Origin of the sequence: Enterobacter sp. KB-221C9 (assembly GCF_041320715.1) — a bacterium.
GTDB lineage: Bacteria > Pseudomonadota > Gammaproteobacteria > Enterobacterales > Enterobacteriaceae > Enterobacter > Enterobacter asburiae_D.
The window spans coordinates 242,439-263,050 of the sequence record NZ_JBGIWG010000005.1 but is presented as its reverse complement, the minus strand read 5'-3'; the positions used below and the strand labels follow the sequence as shown (position 1 = coordinate 263,050).

Here is a 20,612-nt window from a genome sequence, read left to right as displayed (position 1 = left end):
GAAACCATGATGAAATTAACCTCACTCAAAAGCCTGTGCCTGATGCTGGTCGGCACAGCATTCACCACCCACGCGGCCGTAAACCTTGACCGCACGCGCATTGTCTTTCCGGAAAGCGACAAAGCCAGCAGCCTGAAGGTTGAAAACCAGAGCAAGGCGCTGCCCTATCTGGCGCTCTCCTGGGTTGAAGATGAAAACGGGCGCAAAGAAGACACGCATTTCATGGCGCTCCCTCCCATTCAACGCCTTGAAGCGGGTTCCGCGTCACAGGTCAGGATCGTTAAGCAAGCGGCCACCAGCCAGTTGCCGAAAGACAGAGAATCCCTGTTTTATTTCAACCTGCGCGAAGTGCCGCCGAAAAGCAGCAGCGCCAGCGATGGACGTAGCGTTATGCAGGTCGCGATGCAGAGCAGAATCAAACTGTTCTGGCGTCCTAAAGCGATTACCAAAAAACCCGGTGAGCTTGCGGAAATGCGCATGGAAATCTCAGCCAATGCGAAAGGGCTGACCGTGCATAACCCCACGCCGTATTACATCACCCTGGCATGGCTCAGCAAGAATGCTAAAACCATGCTGCCCGGTTTTGACAGCCTGATGATTGCGCCCTTCGCAACGGCCACGACGTCCACCGGTGATTACCACGGTAGCTATTACAGCATCGGATACATCGACGATTACGGTGCCCTGAAAAAGGTCGACGTACAGTGCGCGGGAACAGCGCAGTGCACGCTCACCGAACGGAAGATCGAAAAAGATGCGAAATCTCGCTAACGTATTGTTTATATTGCTGCTCTCAGCGCTGCCTTTAAAAGAAGCTCTGGCACTAGACTGCTACCTGGGCGGTTCCGGCGGCCCCGTTGAAGAGACCAAAACGATCTCGCCGTTTGCTATCCCGAGCAATGCGCAGGTAGGTGAGAAAATTTGGGAATCGGATGACATCAAAATTCCGGTGACTTGCGATCACAATGTCACAAGCAGCTTTCAACCTGAGGATGTTTTTGGCTGGGTGAATCCGTATCCTTCAACCACCGATCCCTATTATGAACTTGGTGTAACCTATGAAGGGATAGACTACGATGCAACAGGCCAGCCCAACGGCGTCGATACCCGACAGTGTCTGGACAATCAAAACATCACAATTTATACCCCTGACCAGATCCGGCAAATGGGATGGGAAAATCGTATCTGTTCCGGTAACCCGGACGATATCCACACTTCACGAACCTTTGTCGCTCGCCTGCGCTTATACGTAAAAATCAAAACGATGCCGCCCCACGGTTACGTCAGCTCCCTTAGCGATTACATCGTTGTCCAGTTTGACGGAAAAGGCGGCGTGAATCAGATGTCGGACGCGAAAAACCTCAAATATCACATCAGCGGTCTGCAAAATATTACCGTTCTGGACTGCGGGGCGACGTTCAGTATTTACCCTGAGAACCAGGAGATTGATTTCGGCACCTTTAGCGCGCGCGATATTGTGAATCAACAGACGCGTAAACGGACCTTTTCGGTGAAAACGACCAAGGTGCAGGACGCGCAGTGCTCGGACGGGTTTAAAATGGACTCATCGTTCTACACCACTGAATCGCTCAGTGCTGATGATACGGCATTACTAATCGGTAACGGCTTGAAGCTGCGGATCCTCAACGGGACGCAACCTTACACGTTCAATCAGTATAAAGAGTACGCAGATTTTACGGGCAGCACGCCGCAGCATGATCAGGAATACACCGCAGAGCTGTCGCCGGTCGAAGGAAAAGCGATTCAGTCCGGTCCATTCGAAACGGTGGTTCTGTTCAAAATTAACTATCACTAGATACGAAAAAGCCGGGTTTCCCCGGCTTTTTTCATATCAGCAATTTCAGCTGGCTTTGCGCTCGTGCGCCTGGCGATACTCGACCAGATCTTCAATCGTTACCACCGGCATATTGTGCAGACGCGCAAAGGTGATGCACTCCGGCGCGCGCGCCATGGTGCCGTCATCGTTGGTCAGTTCACACAGCACACCAGCAGGTTTGAAGCCTGCCAGCGTCACCAGGTCGATAGTCGCCTCGGTGTGGCCGCCGCGGGTCAACACGCCACCCGCCTGCGCACGCAGTGGGAAGACGTGGCCTGGACGATGCAGATCGGATGGCTTCGCACCGTCTGCAATCGCAGCACGCACGGTGGTCAGACGGTCAGCCGCAGACACACCGGTGGTCACGCCATGCGCCGCTTCGATGGTCACGGTAAAACCGGTACCAAAGGCGCTGGTGTTGTTTTCAACCATCATCGGCAGCTCGAGCTGCTTACGACGATCTTCGGTAATACACAGGCATACGATGCCGCTGCCGTGACGGATGGTCAGCGCCATCTGTTCAACGGTCATGTTTTCGGCGGCGAAAATCATGTCGCCTTCGTTTTCACGGTTTTCATCGTCAAGCACCATCACACCGCGGCCTTCGCGCAGTGCATCCAGTGCATGTTCAACACGTTGAGTTGAAGTACCAAAAGAGGAAAGTAGCGTCTGATTCATGGTAAAAAAACCTCATTAACATTATGGTTACCAGAATCAGGGCAGTCTTAGGAGCGCCGTATAAGCGGCAAAAAGATAACGTGAGCGGGCCCATGCCCGACTGGATCGTTACTCTCTCCCATCCGGACTCTAACCGTCGGCCCCGGAATTACACCGGATCTGCTGACCTTTGAGTTTTCACCCAAAGCGCTCGCGGGCTTTCAGCGTCACGCTGATTTACCGCCGGTGGGGAATTTCGCCCCGCCCTGAGAATAAGCGAGATAACTATAACGCTATTGATTATCCTGGGCAATGCATAAGCATCAAACAATTTTGTTTACCCCGGGCATGACGCGCTACAATGGACACTAACACCTTTCCATCAAGGGAAACGACAATGATTGACCCGAAGAAAATTGAGCAGATCGCGCGTCAGGTTCATGAATCTATGCCAAAAGGTATTCGTGAATTTGGTGATGACGTTGAGAAGAAAATCCGCCAGACGCTGCAGGCGCAGTTGGTTCGCCTTGATTTAGTCAGCCGCGAAGAGTTTGACGTGCAGACCCAGGTTCTGCTGCGCACCCGCGAGAAGCTGGCACTGCTGGAACAGCGTCTGAGCGAGCTGGAAAACCGCAATGCACCGGAAGAAGTGAAGCCGGCTCCGGCGATCCCCCCGGTGGATGCTCAGGAATAATCCCAGTTAATACCCGGAAGCACCGCGCGACCGGGTATTTATTGCCTGAACTATTTGTTAAGACTGCCTTTTTTCTGCTTCGTTTGCACTTTTCCTTCGGCGACCGCGGGCGTCGCAATGATTGCAACGTCAACAAAATAGTCTTTGCCTAAAATCTTACCGTTCCCAAACCACGGCACGCCTCTGGCTGTGAGAAGAAAATCACTCCCCTGCATTTGAAAAGCATTCCCTGTCGAATTCTCAACTCGAAAACTTCCCATATCTACCGTCATTGCTGTGAAGTGGGCTTTATCCTGTGACAGATAAAACTGACCTATTGAACGAAGATATTCTCCGGCATAGTTTCTTACGACATCCGCAGTCCGCTTCTGATACGCGGCATAACTTAACGGAACCGCACTCTGAATATTTTTTGCAATGATCGCGTAAAATTGTGCCGTAGCCTGTGCAAGCGCTATTTTCTCTTTCGCCCCCTGCTCAAAACGTACTGTATTTAATACATACTCTTGCTTTTCGGGCGTGTTTTTTGTTGTGGTTTGTTTGCCCGTCAATCTTTGCCAAAAACCGTTACCCTCATCTACGCGGGGCTGCGATGGAACCTTTTTCTCGTCAAAATACTGTTGGTTATCCGCAGGCATAAATAAAGATGATGCAAGATAAGCAGCACACGTTGTGGCTTGCTGAGTAACGTTGCCATTAACCAGTAAAGATAATGGGCTTCCAGACTCAGGTATGCCGTTAATATTGACTTTTTTTTCCGCCAGCGTGGCGTTGACTTGTTGCTGCGTTATATCACCACGTGCCAGCCCGCACACCATGCGCATCAGGAAATCGTTGCGCTTGCCATTAACAGCAGGCGTCATAACAAACAATGTATCGGTAATAACATTCCAGGCCGGGACGCTAATAGACTTAACGGGCAAATCTTGAGGCGCAGCTAAAACTGGAATAACCGGGAAGAGTAGAAATGCTGCAGATATTAGAGAAAATCGTTTAACTATCATACCATTAATGACCAGTGTTGATGCCAGATTATGGCCATCATATTCATTTAAATAAAAAAACCGTCCTCAGCCATATGGCCGAGGACGGTTATACATTAACGATGTCTTACCATTGGTAACCCACACCAATAGCGGCGCCGTAATCTCCCTGACTGTTGGTTGAACCCGACAGTTTACTGACCCACTTACCGTTATCAGAAATCGTCGAAACACCAAACGCGACGGCAGATTCACCCTGATATGTACCGCCAGACATGCTGAACATGCTTGCACCCGCAGAGTATGGCTGTGGCAATCCGGCCATCGCCATTGCGCCTGCAATACCGGCGCTCAGCTTGTCTTTCTGATCGTTGATCATGTTCTTCAGATCGCCGAATTTGTTATTCGTGTACTGATAAGAGTCGCTTACCGCGTCTTTCATCTGTGCAACGTTTACAGCATCTGTACTTTTTGTACCCGCAGCAACGTTGGTGATCTGACGCTCATTTCCGGCAGAACCGACAGAAACGCTATTGTCACGATCGGTTGAGGAGTTTGCTCCCAGCGCCACAGCGTTATTATGGCTGGCAGTGGAACCACTTCCCACGGCCACGCTGCTGTTACCGCTGACGTTTGTGCCCGCACCTACAGCAGTCGTATCAGCCCCGGTCAGCACTGGAGTGGCCAAATTACTGGTGTTGTTAACCTGGAACATCCCTGCTTTACCTTCAGCAAGCGTCACAACGCTTTCGCTTACCTGGTCCAGCTGATATTTGTTAACAGCATCACTGGCATTTACGCCATTGGCCACATTAGCGATTGTTGTGCCGCCCGTGTTGGTTGCGTTGCCATAAGTATCGCCGCCCAGAACCAGCGTATTGTAATCAACAGAACCATCTGCCAGCGTATTGTACTGGACTGCACTGGCACTGATATCCGACACGCTTGCCGTAATGTTTTCAATCGCCTGGTTCGTGGCATACAGCTGAGAACCGTTCACTGCATCCGTGCTTGTCGCACTAATACGACCCGCAGCAACATTGGTAATAGTGCGTTCGTTACCCGCACTACCTACGCTAACGGTGCTGGTCGGTGCAGTACCGGCAAAGGAATATTCCTGTCCACGAATAGTCACGCCGGTTGTGGCAACCGCCGCCTCAGTAACGGAGTTGGAACCCAGCGCTACGTCATTAGCATTCGTTGCCTTCGCTCCGGCACCGATCGCCGTGCTGTTCGCACCAACGGATTCAGCGTTATTGCCCATCGCGATTGAGCTGGCGCCTTTCGCGCTGGCCTGTGGGCCTACCGCGACAGAATCCGCACCCGATGCAACGGCGTCAGCCAGCTCGGACGTACTGTGGAAGTATTTAACCCCGGAGTTGTAGATATTGCTGGTGGCTTCGTTCAGCTGCTGGACGTTCACCGCATCGCTGTCATTAACGCCGTACGCCACGTTGCTAATGGTGGTACCACCTTCCTTCGTATTACTATTGTATGTATCGCCATTCAGGACGATGCTGTCATAGTTTGTCGAGCCATCAGTGTTGGTGTTGTACTGAATGGTACTTTGCGTCAGGTTACTCACAGCCGTGTTGGTTGCGTAAAGCTGAGAGCCATTTACCGCATCAGTGCTGGTTGCGCTTAAACGACCTGCAGCCACGTTGGTGATGGTGCGCTCTTTTCCAGCGCTACCCACGCTAACCGTGCTCACAGGCGCAGTGCCTGCAAAGTTATAGGTCACGCCGTTGATGACGGCACTGGTGGTAGCCACCGCTGCTGCCGTTGTAGAGCCCGCGCCTAACGCCACATCACCTGCGTTGGTCGCGGTCGCAGCGTTACCCAGTGCCAGGCTATTTTCGCCAGCGGAGGTCGCATTATAACCCACCGCTGTACTTCCTTTACCACTCGCCGTGGAATCACTTTCCGCCAGGCCAGTTGCATTGGTGCGTGTATAACGGGTACCAGAACCGTGCGCATCGATATAGGTGGTATCCGTGTTGCCCGCCAGATTCGTGATAGTCGTATTGATATCTGCAATATCACCATTCACGTCATTCAGCTGAGACATATTCACCGCATCACTGTCATTCACGCCGCGCGCAACGTTGGTGATGGTTGTTCCGCCGCTGCCGTTCTGACTGTTGTAGGTGGTCCCTTTCAGCGTAATGCTGTTCAGGTTCAGATTACCGTCTTTGTCAGCATCGTACTGCACGCTGGTATCGGATAAGGAATTAAGGGCCAGATTCGTTGCGTTAAGCTGTGAACCGTTTACCGCATCGGTACTGGTTGCGCTTAAACGACCTGCTGCCACGTTGGTGATGGTACGCTCTTTTCCAGCGCTACCCACGCTAACCGTGCTCACAGGCGCAGTGCCTGCAAAGTTATAGGTTGCGCCTTTGATGGTGGCACTGGTGGTCGCCACCGCGGCTGCGGTTGTAGAGCCCGCGCCTAACGCCACATCACCGGTGTTGGTCGCGGTCGCAGCGTTACCCAATGCCAGGCTATTTTCACCGGCGGAGGTCGCATTATAACCCACCGCTGTACTTCCTTTACCACTCGCCGTGGAATCACTTTCCGCCAGGCCTGTTTCGTTAGTACGCGAATAACGGGTACCAGAACCGTGCGTTTCGATATAGGTAGTATCCGTGTTGCCCGCCAGATTTGTGATAGTCGTATTGATATCCGCAATACCACTATTCACGTCATTCAGCTGAGACATATTCACCGCATCACTGTCATTCACGCCGCGCGCAACGTTGGTGATGGTTGTCCCGCCGCTGCCGTTCTGACTGTTGTAGGTGGTCCCTTTCAGCGTGATGCTGTTCAGGTTCAGATTTCCGTCTTTGTCAGCGTCGTACTGCACGCTGGTATCGGATAATGAATTAAGGGCCAGGTTCGTTGCGTTAAGCTGTGAACCGTTTACCGCATCGGTACTGGTTGAGCTGACACGGCCTGCCGCAACGTTAGAAACCGTACGCTCACTGCCTTTTCCACCCACGCTCACGGTACTGTAAGGTGTTGTACCTGCAAAATGATAGGTCTTGCCATTAATCGTGGCGCTTTCCGTCGCAATCGCGTTGGACGTAACGGAGTTTGCGCCCAGCGCAACGCTTCCTACGACGGATGCGACAGAGTTCGCCCCCAGCGCAACGGCGTCAGTCGCATTTGCAGAGGATTTCAGGCCTGCTGCAACAGCGTTGGCCGCTGCGGCGATAGACTGGCTGCCCATTGCCAGAGAATCTTCGGCCGTGGCCGTACTTTTATACCCCACCGCGGTGCTTTTTGCCGCCAGGGCATTACTGAGGTCACCGAACGCGGCAGCCGATCCGCTCACGGCTTTGGACCAGTTACCAACAGCGGTATTCCCTTTGCCGCCATCACCCGCGTACGCGCTTGAACCGATAGCAACGTCGCCATCAACGCTGGTTTCAGTACCAATACCCAGAGCAACCGAGTTTTGACCATTCGCCAGTGCTGCGGCACCCACCGCTATACTTCCGCCTTTTGTCGCGCTGGAGTACGGACCGATAGCCACACTGATGCCGGTGGACGTACCCGTGTTCAGGGCATTCGCATGATCGCCAATCGCGACGCTACCTGAATCGGACGTTGCCGTTTCGCCGATTGAGACGCTTGACACTTTTGTTCCATTAATATCGGTATTACCTGTACCAATCGCCCCTCCAGGCACGGTTGCAGCTGCACCCGCGGTGGTATTCGTGCCAATCGCCACGCCATCCGCGTCGGGTGTTGCTCCACCGCCCGCCGTATAGGCTTGCGCACTTTCGACAGGGGAAAAGCTCAGCGCTACCGCACCCAATAAACCGCCGACGAGTGCGGATTTACTGCTTTTTTTACCTTTAGAGCGTGAAAACTCACCCGCCACAATATTAATATTTAAAATTGGGTCCCAAATGACTTTGTAAATTTTATTCATAACAAATCCTGGCGCCAGTAATGGTGCACCATCTCCTTTTCAGTGTATTAATTACTTTCCTGCAATGTACTCACGCTCGATTAACGGGCGTTCTAAAGATGCATAATTGAAAGATGATTGATATTGCCTTGCATATTTTTTTGCTGATTTAACATCATGTTGAACATAGTGCAGATAGCCCGTAATAAAGAACACCGTTTCGGTTAGTGCATCTTTATCAGCTTCACCTTTTGCCACTTTCTGAGCCATGATACGCAATACATCCTGCGGGGACTTTTTCCCGGCATAAACCAAAGCAATGTCATTCTCCCAGGAGAGCGACCATGCTTTATTTCCAGCCTGTTCTTTTAGCTCACTGACAAGATCGGCTTGTTTACCTGCCCAGCGCTTAGCCAGCATCCACAGTTGCCATAAGCGCGCATAGTCACGGTCGCGTAACGCTCCGCCAGAGACGATCTCATTAAATGCCTGCTCTGCCGCATCAACTTTATTGAGATCGACCAGATTAATGGCGGAAGGAACAGCAACAAGACTTGATAGGCGACTGTTTTTCAGAAGGTTGTATATCGTTCTGGCTTCGGCATGATTGCCACTCAGATCATAGTCAACCGCCTGATTAAACCGAGTGAGCTCATCAGTCTTATGATCTACTGAAGATGAAGCAACATTGTCGTTAGACATGTGGGAACTTGATGCATGGCTGACTTCAACAAAAATAAAAAAACTAAACACAAAGCAGATTAATGCTTTAACATTAATTTTTGGTAATCTCGAAAAAGATTTAACGAAACAAAAAAGACGATTCATCACAACTCCCTTGCGAAGTAAGCAATCAACAATTTCCATTTCCCTGGAAATGATTAAAACAAATGGAGCCCGATTATATATTTTTATATTTTAAATATGTACCTCGAAATGCATTAAATAAACTACATTCAGAGTAAACAAAAAATTAATTGACAGTAAAATACATTTAAAATAAATATATAAAAACAATAATTGATAATTTGAAATTATAGTTATGATGCGCATTATAAATTTGCAGGTGTGGCAGGTGGAGATATGTTGCCCCAAAAAAAACGGGCCTTTCGGCCCGTATGTATTTTATATCAATGATTAACTGTCTCTCTGGATCTTCTTGATGATGTTGGTGGTTGAGCACCCATCCTCAAAGTTGAGCACCATCACTTCGCCGCCGTTGGCCCAAACCTCTTCGCTTCCCGCGATTTGCTCTGGTTTGTAATCGCCGCCTTTCACCAGCAGATCCGGCAGAATACCGGCAATCAGACGCTGCGGCGTGTCTTCTTCAAACGACACCACCCAGTCCACGGCTTCCAGCGCGCCGAGCACGATCATGCGCTGCTCCAGCGGGTTCACCGGACGCGTTTCGCCTTTAAGGCGCTTCGTCGACGCATCGCTGTTAACCGCCACAATCAGGCGATCGCCCAGCTTGCGCGCGTTCGCCAGATACGAAACGTGGCCCGCGTGCAGGATGTCAAATACGCCGTTGGTCATCACCACTTTTTCACCACGCTTGCGCGCGGCGGCGACGGCCACTTTAAGCTCGTCTTCGGTCATGACGCCAAAACCGGTATCCGCACGCCCGCGCACCGCGTTTTCCAGCTCGATTGGCGAAACGGTAGACGTTCCGAGCTTACCGACGACCACACCCGCCGCCGCGTTAGCGAAGTAACACGCTTCTTCAAGAGAATTCCCGGCTGCCAGCGTCGCCGCCAGCACGCCGATCACCGTATCACCGGCACCGGTGACGTCGTACACTTCCTGCGCCTGGGTTGGCATATGCAGCGGCGCTTTGCCCGGCTGCAGCAGCGTCATCCCCTGCTCGGAGCGGGTGACCAGCAGCGCGGACAGCTCGAAATCAGCAATGATCTTCATGCCGCGCTCAACCAGCTCTTCCTCGGTTTTGCACTTGCCCGCCACCGCCTCAAACTCGGAGAGGTTTGGCGTCAGCAGCGTCGCGCCGCGATAGCGCTCAAAATCGGTTCCTTTCGGGTCGATCAGCACCGGTACGCTGGCTTTACGCGCCAGCTGAATCATCGTCTGCACGCTCGCCAGCGCGCCTTTGGCGTAGTCGGACAGCACCAGCGCGCCGATATTGCCCAGCGCCTGGTTGATACGCTCGTGCAGCGGCTCGGGATCGACGCCCTCGAAACCTTCTTCAAAGTCGAGGCGGATCAGCTGCTGGTTACGCGACAGCACGCGCAGCTTGGTAATGGTCGGGTGGGTCGGAACAGAAACGAAGTCGCACTTCACGTTCACGTCCGCCAGCGACTTGCTCAGCGCGCGCGCCGCATCGTCGATGCCGGTCAGGCCCACCAGACGCGACTGCGCGCCCAGAGAGGCAATGTTCATCGCCACGTTTGCCGCGCCGCCGGGACGCTCTTCAATGGTGTCGACCTTAACCACCGGTACCGGTGCTTCCGGAGAGATGCGGCTGGTAGGCCCATACCAGTAGCGATCCAGCATCACATCCCCAACAACCATTACTCCAGCACGTTCAAACTCTGGCAGTGTTACTTTCATTCCTGACTCCAGAAAGATTCACAATTTGCGCGCGATAATATCACACTTGATTTGTTACGCACGGTTCCACCAGCCACTTCTGCCAGCTGGCCGTTACCTGAGCACGTTCATGAGCAAAACAGTCCGGCGCCACATGCCCCGGCTGCTCCTGCAGCGCCAGGTGATGAAGCTCATCGCGCAGCGTCGTGTAGGCGCGGGTTAAGGCCTGCGCCTCCTGCTCGTCCATGATGTCGTTTTGCGCCAGCAGTTCCAGAATGCGCACGTTATCGGACCAGCGCGTCAGCTTCGGCTTGTCGTGGGCGTGCAGCAGCACCAGATACTGGGTAATGAATTCAATATCGGTAATCCCGCCCTCGTCGGCTTTAATATCAAAGCGATCGCGATGTTTATTGCCGAGATGCGCGCGCATTTTCTCGCGCATTTCGCGCACTTCCGTTTGCAGCGTGCTGCCATCACGCAGGGTGGTCATAACCTCCTTACGGATGACGTCAAACTGCGTTTTGAGCTGCGGATCGCCATACACCACGCGAGCGCGCACCAGCGCCTGATGCTCCCACGTCCAGGCTTCGTTCTTCTGGTAATCGGCGAAGGAGTCCGTTGAGGTCACCAGCATGCCCGCCGCGCCTGACGGACGCAGGCGCGCATCCACTTCATACAAAATGCCCGACGAGGTGCGGGTACTGAACAGGTGCATGATGCGCTGGGCCAGACGCAGGTAGAACTGACGCCCGTCAATCTCACGCTCGCCGTCGGTCATCACGTCAACCGGGCAGTCGTGCAGGAAGATTAAATCCAGATCGGAGCTATAGCCCAATTCCCAGCCGCCAAGCTTGCCATACCCCACGACCGCAAAGCCGCGGCCTTCACGATCGGCCAGGTGTTTCGGCTGGCCGTAGCGCGCCACCATCTGCCCCCACGCCTGATGCACCACCGCGTCGATGATCGCCTCTGCCAGCCAGGTTAAGTGATCGCTCACTTTCATCACCGGCAGCGTTCCGGCGATATCCGCCGCCGCCACGCGCAGCATCTGCGCCTGCTTAAACTGACGCAGCGCCTCCAGCTGTTGCTCTTCGTCCTCTTCCGGCACGCGCAGCAGATACTGACGCAGCTCGTCCCGGTAGGCATCCGTCGCCGTTGGCTGATACAGCGTGTTCGGGTCGAGCAGCTCATCCAGCAGCAGCGGGTAGCGCGCCAGCTTGTTGGCCACCATCGGCGACGCGGCGCAGAGCGTAATCAGGTGCTTCAGCGCGCCGGGGAACTCGCTCAGAAGCTCAAGGTAGGTGGTACGCGTGATAATCCCGCTCAGCAGCGGCATCATACGCGACAGCGGCACCGGCGCGTCCGCCCGCGAGCAGACCTCGCTCAGCAGGTGCGGCATCAGGTGATCCAGCACCTGACGGCCTCGTGGGCCGATGGCGCGTTTGTTCAGTTCGAGACGGAAATCCGCGATCAGCGCCACCACGCGATGGCGCGCGTCGTCGGTTAAGTGCGTCAGCACCGGCGTGGTGTCATCTTCCTGAAGCGCGTCCTGCCACAGCTCGCGCCAGTGCTCGGAAAGCGCATCGTCCTGCGATTCACTTTCGTCATCACCAATCAGGTCGTTAAAGATGCGGCGCACGCCCGCCATGTGGTCGTCCAGCCGTTCCGTCAACGCTGACCAGTCGTCCACGCGCATGCCCCAGGCCAGACGCGCCCGGTTCAGGTCATCGCCCGGCAGGGTCTGGGTCTGTTCGTCGTTGATGCTTTGCAGCAGGTTTTCCAGACGGCGCAGGAACAGATAGGCCTCGCGCAGGGTTTGCGCGTCGCCGTCCGGCAGCAGATGCAGCTGCTCGATGGCGCTCAGCGTCGGCAACAGCGAGCGGGACTGCAGGGACGGCTCACGGCCACCGCGAATAAGCTGGAAGACCTGAACGATAAATTCGATTTCGCGAATGCCGCCCGCGCCGAGCTTGATGTTGTCCTTCAGACCACGGCGGCGCACCTCGCGGGCGATCATCCCTTTCATATTACGCAGGGACTGGATCACGCTGAAGTCGATATAGCGACGGAACACGAACGGGCGCAGCATGGCGCGCAGCTCGTTGGCGTAAGCGTCGTCGCTGTCGCCCATGATCCGCGCTTTAACCATCGCATAACGCTCCCAGTCGCGCCCCTGCTCCTGGTAATAATCTTCCAGCGCGGCAAAGCTCAGCACCAGCGGGCCGCTGTCGCCAAACGGCCGCAGGCGCATGTCCACGCGGTAGACAAAACCGTCCTGCGTGGGCTGATCCAGCGCCTTAATCAGGCGCTGACCGAGACGGGTAAAGAACTGGGCGTTGTCCAGCTCGCGACGGCCGCCGCGCGTGGAGCCGTTCTCAGGCCAGGCAAAAATCAGGTCGATGTCGGAGGAGAAGTTCAGCTCGCAGCCGCCCAGCTTGCCCATCCCCAGAATCAACAGCGGCTGAGGAACCCCTTCCTCGCTGCACGGCGTGCCCCACTCTTTACAGCAGGCGGCGTAGAGCCAGTCGCGCGCGGCGACAATCAGCGTTTGCGCCAGCTCGCTTAGCTGCTGCAGCGTGCTCTCTTCGCTTACCAGCTCCAGCGACTGCGCCCAGGCAATGCGCACCATCACCCGACGGCGGAACTGACGCAGGACGCGCATCAGCGTGGCTTCATCCGCAACGTCTTCGAGTGCAGTTTGCAGCCACCCAGCGTAATGCCGCCACTCGTCCGCCTGCGGCGGCGCGTTCTCAAGCTCTGCCAGCCAGTCCGGGTTGGCGGTGATACTTTCCTGCACAAAATCACTGAAGGCGAGCACGCTCTTCGCCTGCTCGCTTAACGATGACGCCGGTAATGACTCAGGCAGACGTTCGCAAACGGTCTGCCACTGCTGCTGTAACGCTGAAGAAAGCGGCATTATAGGGGTTCCTTGCCAGAGTTAACGTTTTCCGCTGTGCAGCCAGAACGGCTCCTGCGAAATGGCCTCGTTACGGAAATGCTCAATCTCAATATGCTGGCGGGTTTCAATGGCATGCTTCAGACCCTGCCAGTTTTCCAGCCAGGCCTGGGTTTTCACGCCGTCATAAGCGCCGGAAAGCAGCAGCATGCTGTCGATGTTGCGCGACAGACGGGGAAGCTGATCGCCATACTGATCGCCCAGCGGGTAAGCAAACGTAGTCTTCAGTTCAGCGGCATGGCGGGAAAGATGAATATCCGCGAAACGCTTAAAGTTTTCCGCGATTTTGGTCTCTGCTTTCGCATCCAGGAAGGCGCGCCAGCCGCGCGTCACCAGGAACTCGGTCAGCGCCAGTTTTGCCGTCGCAGCTTGCGGGCTGTAGATCGCCGTTTGCGCCGATACGTCGGAGAGCATCAGCGTTTCGGTTTGCGTCAGCAGGTCACGTAAGTGAGCGCTCGCTTTGCGAGGAACAATACCGCCGAAGAGCGTCAGGGTATGGCGCACCAGGGCAATCGCCGCCAGCACGTGGGATTTCGCGTTTTTCACATTACGCGCCCACAGCTCTTCGTGGTACTGCCACTGAGAAAGCGCCAGCTCCAGCGCGGCTTCCAGACCCTGCTCAACGTTGGCCTTCGGCGCAACGTGCAGGATGGTCGTCTCTTTTAGTACGCGCGGCGCATTTCCGGCGGCCAGATGGTAACCCCGCGCGGCTTTACTCAGGCTTCCCTGACGTAGTCCGGACTGGTTCACCAGCCTGCGCGCCAGCTTCAGCACGTCATTTGCGTCCCCTTCCAGCAGCTCAAGTTCCAGTTCGCAAATCGGCTCCTGGAACTCACCCGCCTTCACTTCCCCCAGATCGAGGGCGATTTCGATGCGGCTTTTGCCTTCCGTTACCAGCCATTTCTCGCGCCAGAAATCGGTGCTGAACAGCGGCTGTACCTGTTCCGCCAGCGTGGAAGGCAGCTCGCCTTCCGGCCAGACTTCCGCCGGGAAGCGTTCCAGCTCAAGTTCTGGCTTGCTGATGTCGATATTGTATTCCGGGCGCTGGTGTAAACCGCCGACCACGCGGCCGGCAATTTTCATCGTCATCTCGTAGCGCCCGCTCGCACCGCGGATGCGCAGCCCCATATCGTGGCGGCGAAGCCAGTTGTCTGGCGTTTCGTAATAGATATTAAGCAGTTGTACCGGTGCATGGTGTTCGCCGGAAAGCGTATGCAGATGCTGGCGGAGTGCGTCAACGCTGTCTTTTTCGACGATAAACTTTAATTCGATTTCTTGTGCCATAGCCTTGTACTTTTGCGTGCGTCACAGACGCGTCAATGAGGGCGAACTTCCTCGCCATTTGTTTGTCAGTACATAGTATTTTGCGCCAAATTGCCATGCAATGAGCAATTTGTCGGGCGTAAATCTGTAGAGTCGTGACACAGATGATTCTGATTGCTGACGAATGCTTTGCGTAGAGACACTGTTGCCACTACTATCGTTCCACTATTTATGAAAATAACGACTAATGATGCTTAAATTACGCCTGATTGGACTTACTTTACTCGCTTTTAGCGCCGCAACCGCAGTGCACGCTGAAGAGAAGCGTTACGTTTCTGACGAACTGAACACCTGGGTACGCAGTGGCCCTGGAGATAATTATCGCCTCGTGGGCACGGTCAATGCCGGCGAGGAAGTCACCCTGTTACAAACTAACGCGGACACCAACTATGGTCAGGTTCGCGACAGTACCGGTCGTACTTCCTGGATCCCGCTGAAAGAGCTGAGCACCGTGCCAAGCCTGCGCACGCGCGTGCCGGATCTGGAAAACCAGGTGAAGACCCTGACCGACAAGCTGAACAACATCGACGGCACCTGGAACCAGCGCACCGCTGAAATGCAGCAGAAAGTGGCGCAAAGCGACGGTGTGATTAACGGCCTGAAAGAAGAAAACCAGAAACTGAAAAACGAGCTGATTGTCGCGCAGAAGAAAGTGAATGCCGCGAATCTGCAGCTCGACGACAAACAGCGCACCATTATCATGCAGTGGTTTATGTATGGCGGCGGCGTGCTGGGCGTGGGTCTGGTAATGGGTCTGGTCCTGCCGCATCTGATCCCAAGCCGTAAGCGTAAAGACCGCTGGATGAACTAATTCGTCTTCTCTGCCAGACTTACGTATTATTCTGGAAAAGAGAAAACGGGAGAGTTGGGCGTGAAGAGTTATCTGGTCGGTGGTGCGGTACGTGATGCGTTGTTAGGTCTGCCGGTCAAAGATAAAGACTGGGTGGTGGTTGGCGCCACCCCTGAAGATATGCTCGACGCGGGCTACCAGCAGGTAGGCCGCGACTTTCCCGTATTCCTGCACCCGAAAAGCCGTGAAGAGTATGCTCTGGCGCGTACCGAGCGGAAATCGGGCTCGGGCTATACGGGCTTCACCTGCTATGCCGCGCCGGACGTGACGCTGGAGCAAGATCTCCTGCGCCGCGATCTCACCATCAACGCGCTGGCGCAGGACGAGCACGGGCAGATCGTTGACGCCTATGGCGGTCAAGACGATCTGCGCAACCGTCTTTTACGTCACGTTTCCCCTGCGTTTTCTGAAGATCCGCTCCGCGTGCTGCGCGTAGCGCGCTTTGCCGCGCGTTACGCCCATCTCAGCTTCCGTATTGCCGATGAGACAATGGCGCTGATGACCGCCATGACCGAGGCGGGCGAGCTTGAACACCTGACGCCAGAGCGCGTCTGGAAAGAGACGGAAAATGCGCTCACCACGCGCAACCCGCAGGTCTTTTTCCAGGTCCTGCGAGACTGCGGCGCGCTGAAGGTGCTGTTCCCGGAAATAGACGCGCTGTTTGGCGTACCAGCCCCGGCAAAATGGCACCCGGAAATTGATACCGGCGTACACACGCTGATGACCCTGAGCATGGCGGCCATGCTCAGCCCTGACGTGGACGTGCGCTTTTCCACCCTGTGCCACGATCTCGGCAAAGGCTTAACGCCAAAAGAATTCTGGCCTCGCCACCACGGGCACGGCCCGGCTGGGGTGAAGCTGGTCGAGGGGCTGTGCCAGCGTCTGCGCGTCCCGAACGAGATCCGCGATCTGGCGAAACTGGTGGCCGAGTTCCACGATCTGATCCACACCTTCCCCATCCTGAAGCCGGCTACCATCGTTAAGCTTTTCGATAATATCGACGCCTGGCGCAAACCCCAGCGCGTAGAGCAAATCGCGCTCACCAGCGAAGCTGACGTGCGCGGTCGTACCGGGTTTGAAGCGTGCGATTACCCGCAGGGACGTTTACTGCGTAAAGCCTGGGACGTCGCGAAAGCGGTGCCCACGAAGGACGTTGTCGAAGCAGGATTCAAAGGACCGGAAATTCGCGAAGAGCTCACGAAACGGCGAATTCAGGCTGTGTCGGACTGGAAGGAAAAGCATTGCCCTCAGCCGAAAGACTGAGGGCAATCGGTCAGAAGAAGACCACGTACACCGCAGCCGCCACGATGAAGCGATAGATCGCGAACGGAATAAACGAGATACGCTTAATCAACTGCAGGAAGGTTTTAATGGCAATCAGCGCCACGATAAACGCGGTGATGAAGCCGACGGCGAACATCGGAATGTCGCCAGCCGTCAGGAAGTGATAGCTCTTATAGACGTCGAGTACGGTGGCGCCCATCATCATCGGCACCGCCAGCAGGAACGAGAACTCTGACGCGGCGTAACGGCTTACGCCCATCAGCATCCCACCGGAGATGGTTGCGCCTGAACGTGAGAAGCCCGGCCACAGCGCCAGACACTGGAAGCAGCCAATGATAAACGCCTGACGATACGTCATATCGTCCAGACCTTCCGCGCGCGGCGTTTTTGGCTTCAGCACTTCTGCGGCGATCAGCAGGAAGCCCCCCACCACCAGCGCGTACATCACGTTAATCGGATTAAACAGAGATTTGATGGCGTCGTGGAAAACCAGGCCCAGCACCACCGCAGGGATCATCCCGAGCAGAATATGGATCAGTGACAGACGACCTTTACCGGCCCCCTCGTGCTGAGGCGGACGACCAAAATGGATGCCGATCAGGCCAAACAGGCGACGCCAGAACATCACGACTACCGCCAGAATAGACCCCAGCTGGATCACCACTTCAAACGTTTTCGCGGTATCCCCTTCAAAGCCCAGCAGATGGCCAACGATAATCATATGGCCCGTACTGGAAACCGGCAAAAACTCCGTCAATCCTTCGACCACACCCAGTATTGCCGCCACCAGCAGCGAGTGCATATCGCTCATCTATAAACCCCTAAAAAAGATATAAAAAAACGGTGTCCCATACGGACAACCGATAAGATACAGTCTTGAGACCGGTATAACCTAAAATGGTTTAGCAATTATGACGTTAATTCTTGCCTTTCAGATTTGTGCCACGCTCAATGATGACGCCAACATTGGCGGCGCGCGCCACCGCTCCCGGCTTGCTCAGCTTGATGCGCACCCACGGTGAGTTGAATTTTTTCAGCAGCAATTCTGCGACTTCTTCAGCCACCCGCTCAACGAGCGCAAAACGTTGCCCTTCAACGTGGGCGATGACCGTTTCACTGATATCGGCATAGCTCAGACAGTCGTTCACGTCATCGCTTTTTGCCGATTTGCGGTTATCCCATCCCATTTCGATATCGAACACCAGTTTCTGCTCGATGGTCTGTTCCCAGTCGTAAACACCAATTGTGGTGATTACCGAAAGTTGCTCTATAAATACAATATCCATCACGACCTGCCTGCTTTTTGGCTAAACCGGATACCACTTCCGGCGAATTATGCGTATTATCCACAGATGCTGAGAATACAGATACATTTTCAAAACGGAACAGCGTTATGAGTGCAATCGCGCCTGGAATGATCCTCCTCGCCTATCTTTGCGGCTCAATCTCCAGCGCCATTCTGGTCTGCCGCATTGCCGGGTTACCTGACCCGCGTGAAAATGGTTCCGGGAATCCGGGGGCGACCAACGTACTGCGAATTGGCGGCAAGGGAGCAGCCGTAGCGGTTTTGATTTTTGATGTTCTGAAAGGGATGCTACCCGTCTGGGGCGCCTATGCGCTGGGCGTCACGCCGTTCTGGCTGGGGCTCATTGCTATTGCTGCCTGCGTCGGCCATATCTGGCCCGTATTCTTCGGCTTTAAAGGCGGCAAAGGTGTGGCGACCGCCTTTGGTGCCATTGCGCCCATCGGCTGGGACTTAACCGGCGTCATGGCCGGGACCTGGCTTCTGACCATTCTTCTGAGCGGCTATTCGTCGCTGGGCGCTATCGTCAGCGCGCTGATCGCGCCGTTCTACGTCTGGTGGTTCAAACCCCAGTTCACCTTCCCGGTGTCGATGCTCTCCTGTCTTATCCTGCTGCGTCATCACGACAATATCCAGCGCCTGTGGCGTCGTCAGGAGACCAAAATCTGGACGAAGCTCAAGAGAAAGAAAAAAGACGCTCCGAAGGGTTAGTTATGCCTTATAGCCAAATGTGATTTTGGTCACCTTCTGCCTGTGGTAACTGTTAATAACACAACACAACCACTTAAGAAGAAAATGGCTGAAATCACAGACACCACTCCCCTTTCAACGGCAGGTAATCCTCCTGATGGCGACATTCAGTGGGTGCGCAGCGCATCGGATGTATCACGCCTCGTTAATGACGGTTCTCAGGGCCGGGCAAACGCCCGTATCGTGGTCGGTATCGCGCTGGGCGGAATTTTCCTCGATGCCTACGATCTGGGCGCGCTGGCGTTCGGCATTAAAGATATCACTCGCGAATTTAACCTGACGCCCGCCGGTACCGGTATGGTGGCCTCGGCGATTACCTTTGGTGCCATTGTCGGGGCGCTGCTCGGCGGTTACCTCACGGATAAAATCGGGCGCTACCGCGTCTTTATGGCTGATATGGTCTTCTTCGTCGTCGCCGCTATCGCCTGTGCTTTCGCCCCGAACGAATATGTGCTCGCGGGCGCCCGCTTTGTGATGGGACTTGGGGTCGGGATCGACCTTCCCGTGGCGATGGCGTTTTTAAGCGAATTCGCCAGGCTGAAAGGGCCCGGGAATAAGGCTTCCAGCGTAGCGATGTGGTGCCCCACCTGGTATGCCGCCATCAGCATCTCCTACCTGCTGGTGCTTTTCTTCTACGCCGTGCTGCCGGAAAGCCACAGCGACTGGCTGTGGCGTTTGATCCTGGGCTTCGGCGCGGTGCCCGCGCTGGTAATTATCGCCATCCGCAGCCGCTATATGAGCGAATCGCCGGTCTGGGCGGCGAATCAGGGCAACCTGAAAGAGGCGGCGTCAATTTTACGCCAGTCGTATAACATCAACGCCCACGTGCCGCAGGACGCGCTCGGCCAGCCCGCACCCGTCGTGAATAAAGCGAAATGGTCAAACTATCTGAACCTGTTCCGCGGCATCTACTTACGCCGCACGACGCTCGCCACGCTGCTGTCTGTCGTTTCTTCCTTCGCCTATAACGCCGTGGCGTTTGGCCTGCCGGTGATTATCTCCAGCTTCTTTGTCCAGTCGATGCTGACCACCATTTTGATCTCGCTGGTGCTGAACCTGCTGTTTGCGTTTGTCGGTGGATTACTGGCGGTGCGCTACGTACCGCGCTTCGGCGCCTGGCGGATGTCGCTTGCGGGTTATGCCTGCCAGCTTGTCGCGCTGCTGGGACTGGCGCTGATTGGCCGCCCTGAAGGCACCTCTGAAGGGGTGCTCGCCGTCGCGATGCTGGCGCTATTCCTGTTCGGTCAGGGATTTGGTCCGGGCGCGCATACCATGACGTTTGCCTCGCTGAGCTACCCGACCTCGCTGCGCGGCGTGGGCGTGGGTCTCAACCAGACGCTGATGCGCAGCAGCTCGACGCTGTCGCTGTTCCTGTTCCCGCTGCTGGTCGCCTCGCTGGATACCGCCGTGTTCTGGGTGATTGCGCTGGCGCCGTTTATCGGCCTGGCGTCGCTGCTGGCGATCCGCTGGGAGCCGTCCGGATATGATGTGGATGCGGAGGATTACCGGTAATCC

At 55.1% G+C, this 20,612-nt stretch carries 16 protein-coding genes and 1 riboswitch; of the genes, 7 read left to right on the top strand and 9 right to left on the bottom strand.

Going from position 1 to position 20,612, the window contains the following annotated elements; translation table 11 throughout:
• Positions 1–9 precede the first annotated feature (9 nt).
• Both AB8846_RS09555 and AB8846_RS09550 read left to right on the top strand, forming a co-directional pair.
• A complete protein-coding gene (locus AB8846_RS09555; RefSeq protein ID WP_331414075.1) occupies positions 10–771 on the top strand; it encodes a molecular chaperone in 762 nt (253 codons plus the stop codon).
• Positions 755–1,816, top strand: a complete 1,062-nt coding sequence (locus tag AB8846_RS09550; RefSeq protein ID WP_063145695.1) for a type 1 fimbrial protein — start codon at positions 755–757, stop codon at positions 1,814–1,816. The genes AB8846_RS09555 and AB8846_RS09550 overlap by 17 nt, the downstream gene beginning before the upstream one ends.
• A 45-nt stretch (positions 1,817–1,861) precedes the next feature.
• Here the strand turns inward: AB8846_RS09550 and ribB are convergent, their stop codons facing one another.
• Positions 1,862–2,515, bottom strand: a complete 654-nt coding sequence (gene ribB, locus AB8846_RS09545) for a 3,4-dihydroxy-2-butanone-4-phosphate synthase (protein ID WP_010435670.1) — start codon at positions 2,513–2,515, stop codon at positions 1,862–1,864.
• Positions 2,516–2,621: 106 nt separating this feature from the next.
• Positions 2,622–2,772, bottom strand: a riboswitch (FMN riboswitch).
• 119 nt (positions 2,773–2,891) lie between these two features.
• Between ribB and ubiK the strand changes: the two genes are divergently transcribed.
• The gene (gene ubiK, locus AB8846_RS09540) at positions 2,892–3,188 is read left to right on the top strand and encodes a ubiquinone biosynthesis accessory factor UbiK (RefSeq protein WP_063145694.1); all 297 of its coding nucleotides are present in this window, start codon (positions 2,892–2,894) and stop codon (positions 3,186–3,188) included.
• A gap of 50 nt (positions 3,189–3,238) precedes the next feature.
• Here the strand turns inward: ubiK and AB8846_RS09535 are convergent, their stop codons facing one another.
• The 6 genes from AB8846_RS09535 to AB8846_RS09510 all read right to left on the bottom strand — a co-directional run bounded on the left by AB8846_RS09535 (position 3,239) and on the right by AB8846_RS09510 (position 14,871).
• Positions 3,239–4,192 carry a hypothetical protein gene (locus AB8846_RS09535; protein ID WP_370732588.1) on the bottom strand — a complete coding sequence of 318 codons (954 nt, stop codon included), beginning with the start codon at positions 4,190–4,192 and terminating at the stop codon, positions 3,239–3,241.
• 106 nt (positions 4,193–4,298) lie between these two features.
• Positions 4,299–8,108 carry a YadA family autotransporter adhesin gene (locus AB8846_RS09530; protein WP_370732587.1) on the bottom strand — a complete coding sequence of 1,270 codons (3,810 nt, stop codon included), beginning with the start codon at positions 8,106–8,108 and terminating at the stop codon, positions 4,299–4,301.
• A 51-nt stretch (positions 8,109–8,159) separates the two neighbouring features.
• Entirely contained in the window at positions 8,160–8,915 is a 756-nt protein-coding gene (locus AB8846_RS09525) for a hypothetical protein (RefSeq protein ID WP_370732586.1), read from the bottom strand.
• Between the two features lie 309 nt (positions 8,916–9,224).
• Complete coding sequence (gene hldE / locus AB8846_RS09520) at positions 9,225–10,652, bottom strand: bifunctional D-glycero-beta-D-manno-heptose-7-phosphate kinase/D-glycero-beta-D-manno-heptose 1-phosphate adenylyltransferase HldE (RefSeq protein WP_063145690.1); 1,428 nt, start codon at positions 10,650–10,652, stop codon at positions 9,225–9,227.
• 40 nt (positions 10,653–10,692) lie between these two features.
• Entirely contained in the window at positions 10,693–13,548 is a 2,856-nt protein-coding gene (glnE, locus tag AB8846_RS09515) for a bifunctional [glutamate--ammonia ligase]-adenylyl-L-tyrosine phosphorylase/[glutamate--ammonia-ligase] adenylyltransferase (protein WP_370732585.1), read from the bottom strand.
• 21 nt (positions 13,549–13,569) lie between these two features.
• Complete coding sequence (locus tag AB8846_RS09510; RefSeq protein WP_370732584.1) at positions 13,570–14,871, bottom strand: inorganic triphosphatase; 1,302 nt, start codon at positions 14,869–14,871, stop codon at positions 13,570–13,572.
• Positions 14,872–15,100: 229 nt separating this feature from the next.
• On the opposite strand from AB8846_RS09510, the gene AB8846_RS09505 reads away from it, so the two are divergent.
• Together AB8846_RS09505 and AB8846_RS09500 are read left to right on the top strand one after the other, a co-directional pair.
• The gene (locus AB8846_RS09505) at positions 15,101–15,721 is read left to right on the top strand and encodes a TIGR04211 family SH3 domain-containing protein (RefSeq protein WP_063145701.1); all 621 of its coding nucleotides are present in this window, start codon (positions 15,101–15,103) and stop codon (positions 15,719–15,721) included.
• 60 nt (positions 15,722–15,781) lie between these two features.
• Positions 15,782–17,023, top strand: a complete 1,242-nt coding sequence (locus tag AB8846_RS09500; protein WP_370732583.1) for a multifunctional CCA addition/repair protein — start codon at positions 15,782–15,784, stop codon at positions 17,021–17,023.
• Positions 17,024–17,033: 10 nt separating this feature from the next.
• Here the strand turns inward: AB8846_RS09500 and bacA are convergent, their stop codons facing one another.
• Entirely contained in the window at positions 17,034–17,855 is an 822-nt protein-coding gene (gene bacA / locus AB8846_RS09495) for an undecaprenyl-diphosphate phosphatase (RefSeq protein ID WP_023333446.1), read from the bottom strand.
• A 106-nt stretch (positions 17,856–17,961) separates the two neighbouring features.
• A complete protein-coding gene (gene folB / locus AB8846_RS09490; RefSeq protein ID WP_023333447.1) occupies positions 17,962–18,330 on the bottom strand; it encodes a bifunctional dihydroneopterin aldolase/7,8-dihydroneopterin epimerase in 369 nt (122 codons plus the stop codon).
• A 107-nt stretch (positions 18,331–18,437) separates the two neighbouring features.
• Here folB and plsY point away from each other — a divergent pair, with 107 nt between their 5' ends.
• Both plsY and AB8846_RS09480 read left to right on the top strand, forming a co-directional pair.
• A complete protein-coding gene (gene plsY, locus AB8846_RS09485; protein ID WP_023309216.1) occupies positions 18,438–19,058 on the top strand; it encodes a glycerol-3-phosphate 1-O-acyltransferase PlsY in 621 nt (206 codons plus the stop codon).
• An 84-nt stretch (positions 19,059–19,142) separates the two neighbouring features.
• The gene (locus AB8846_RS09480; protein ID WP_370732582.1) at positions 19,143–20,609 is read left to right on the top strand and encodes an MFS transporter; all 1,467 of its coding nucleotides are present in this window, start codon (positions 19,143–19,145) and stop codon (positions 20,607–20,609) included.
• Positions 20,610–20,612 lie beyond the last annotated feature (3 nt).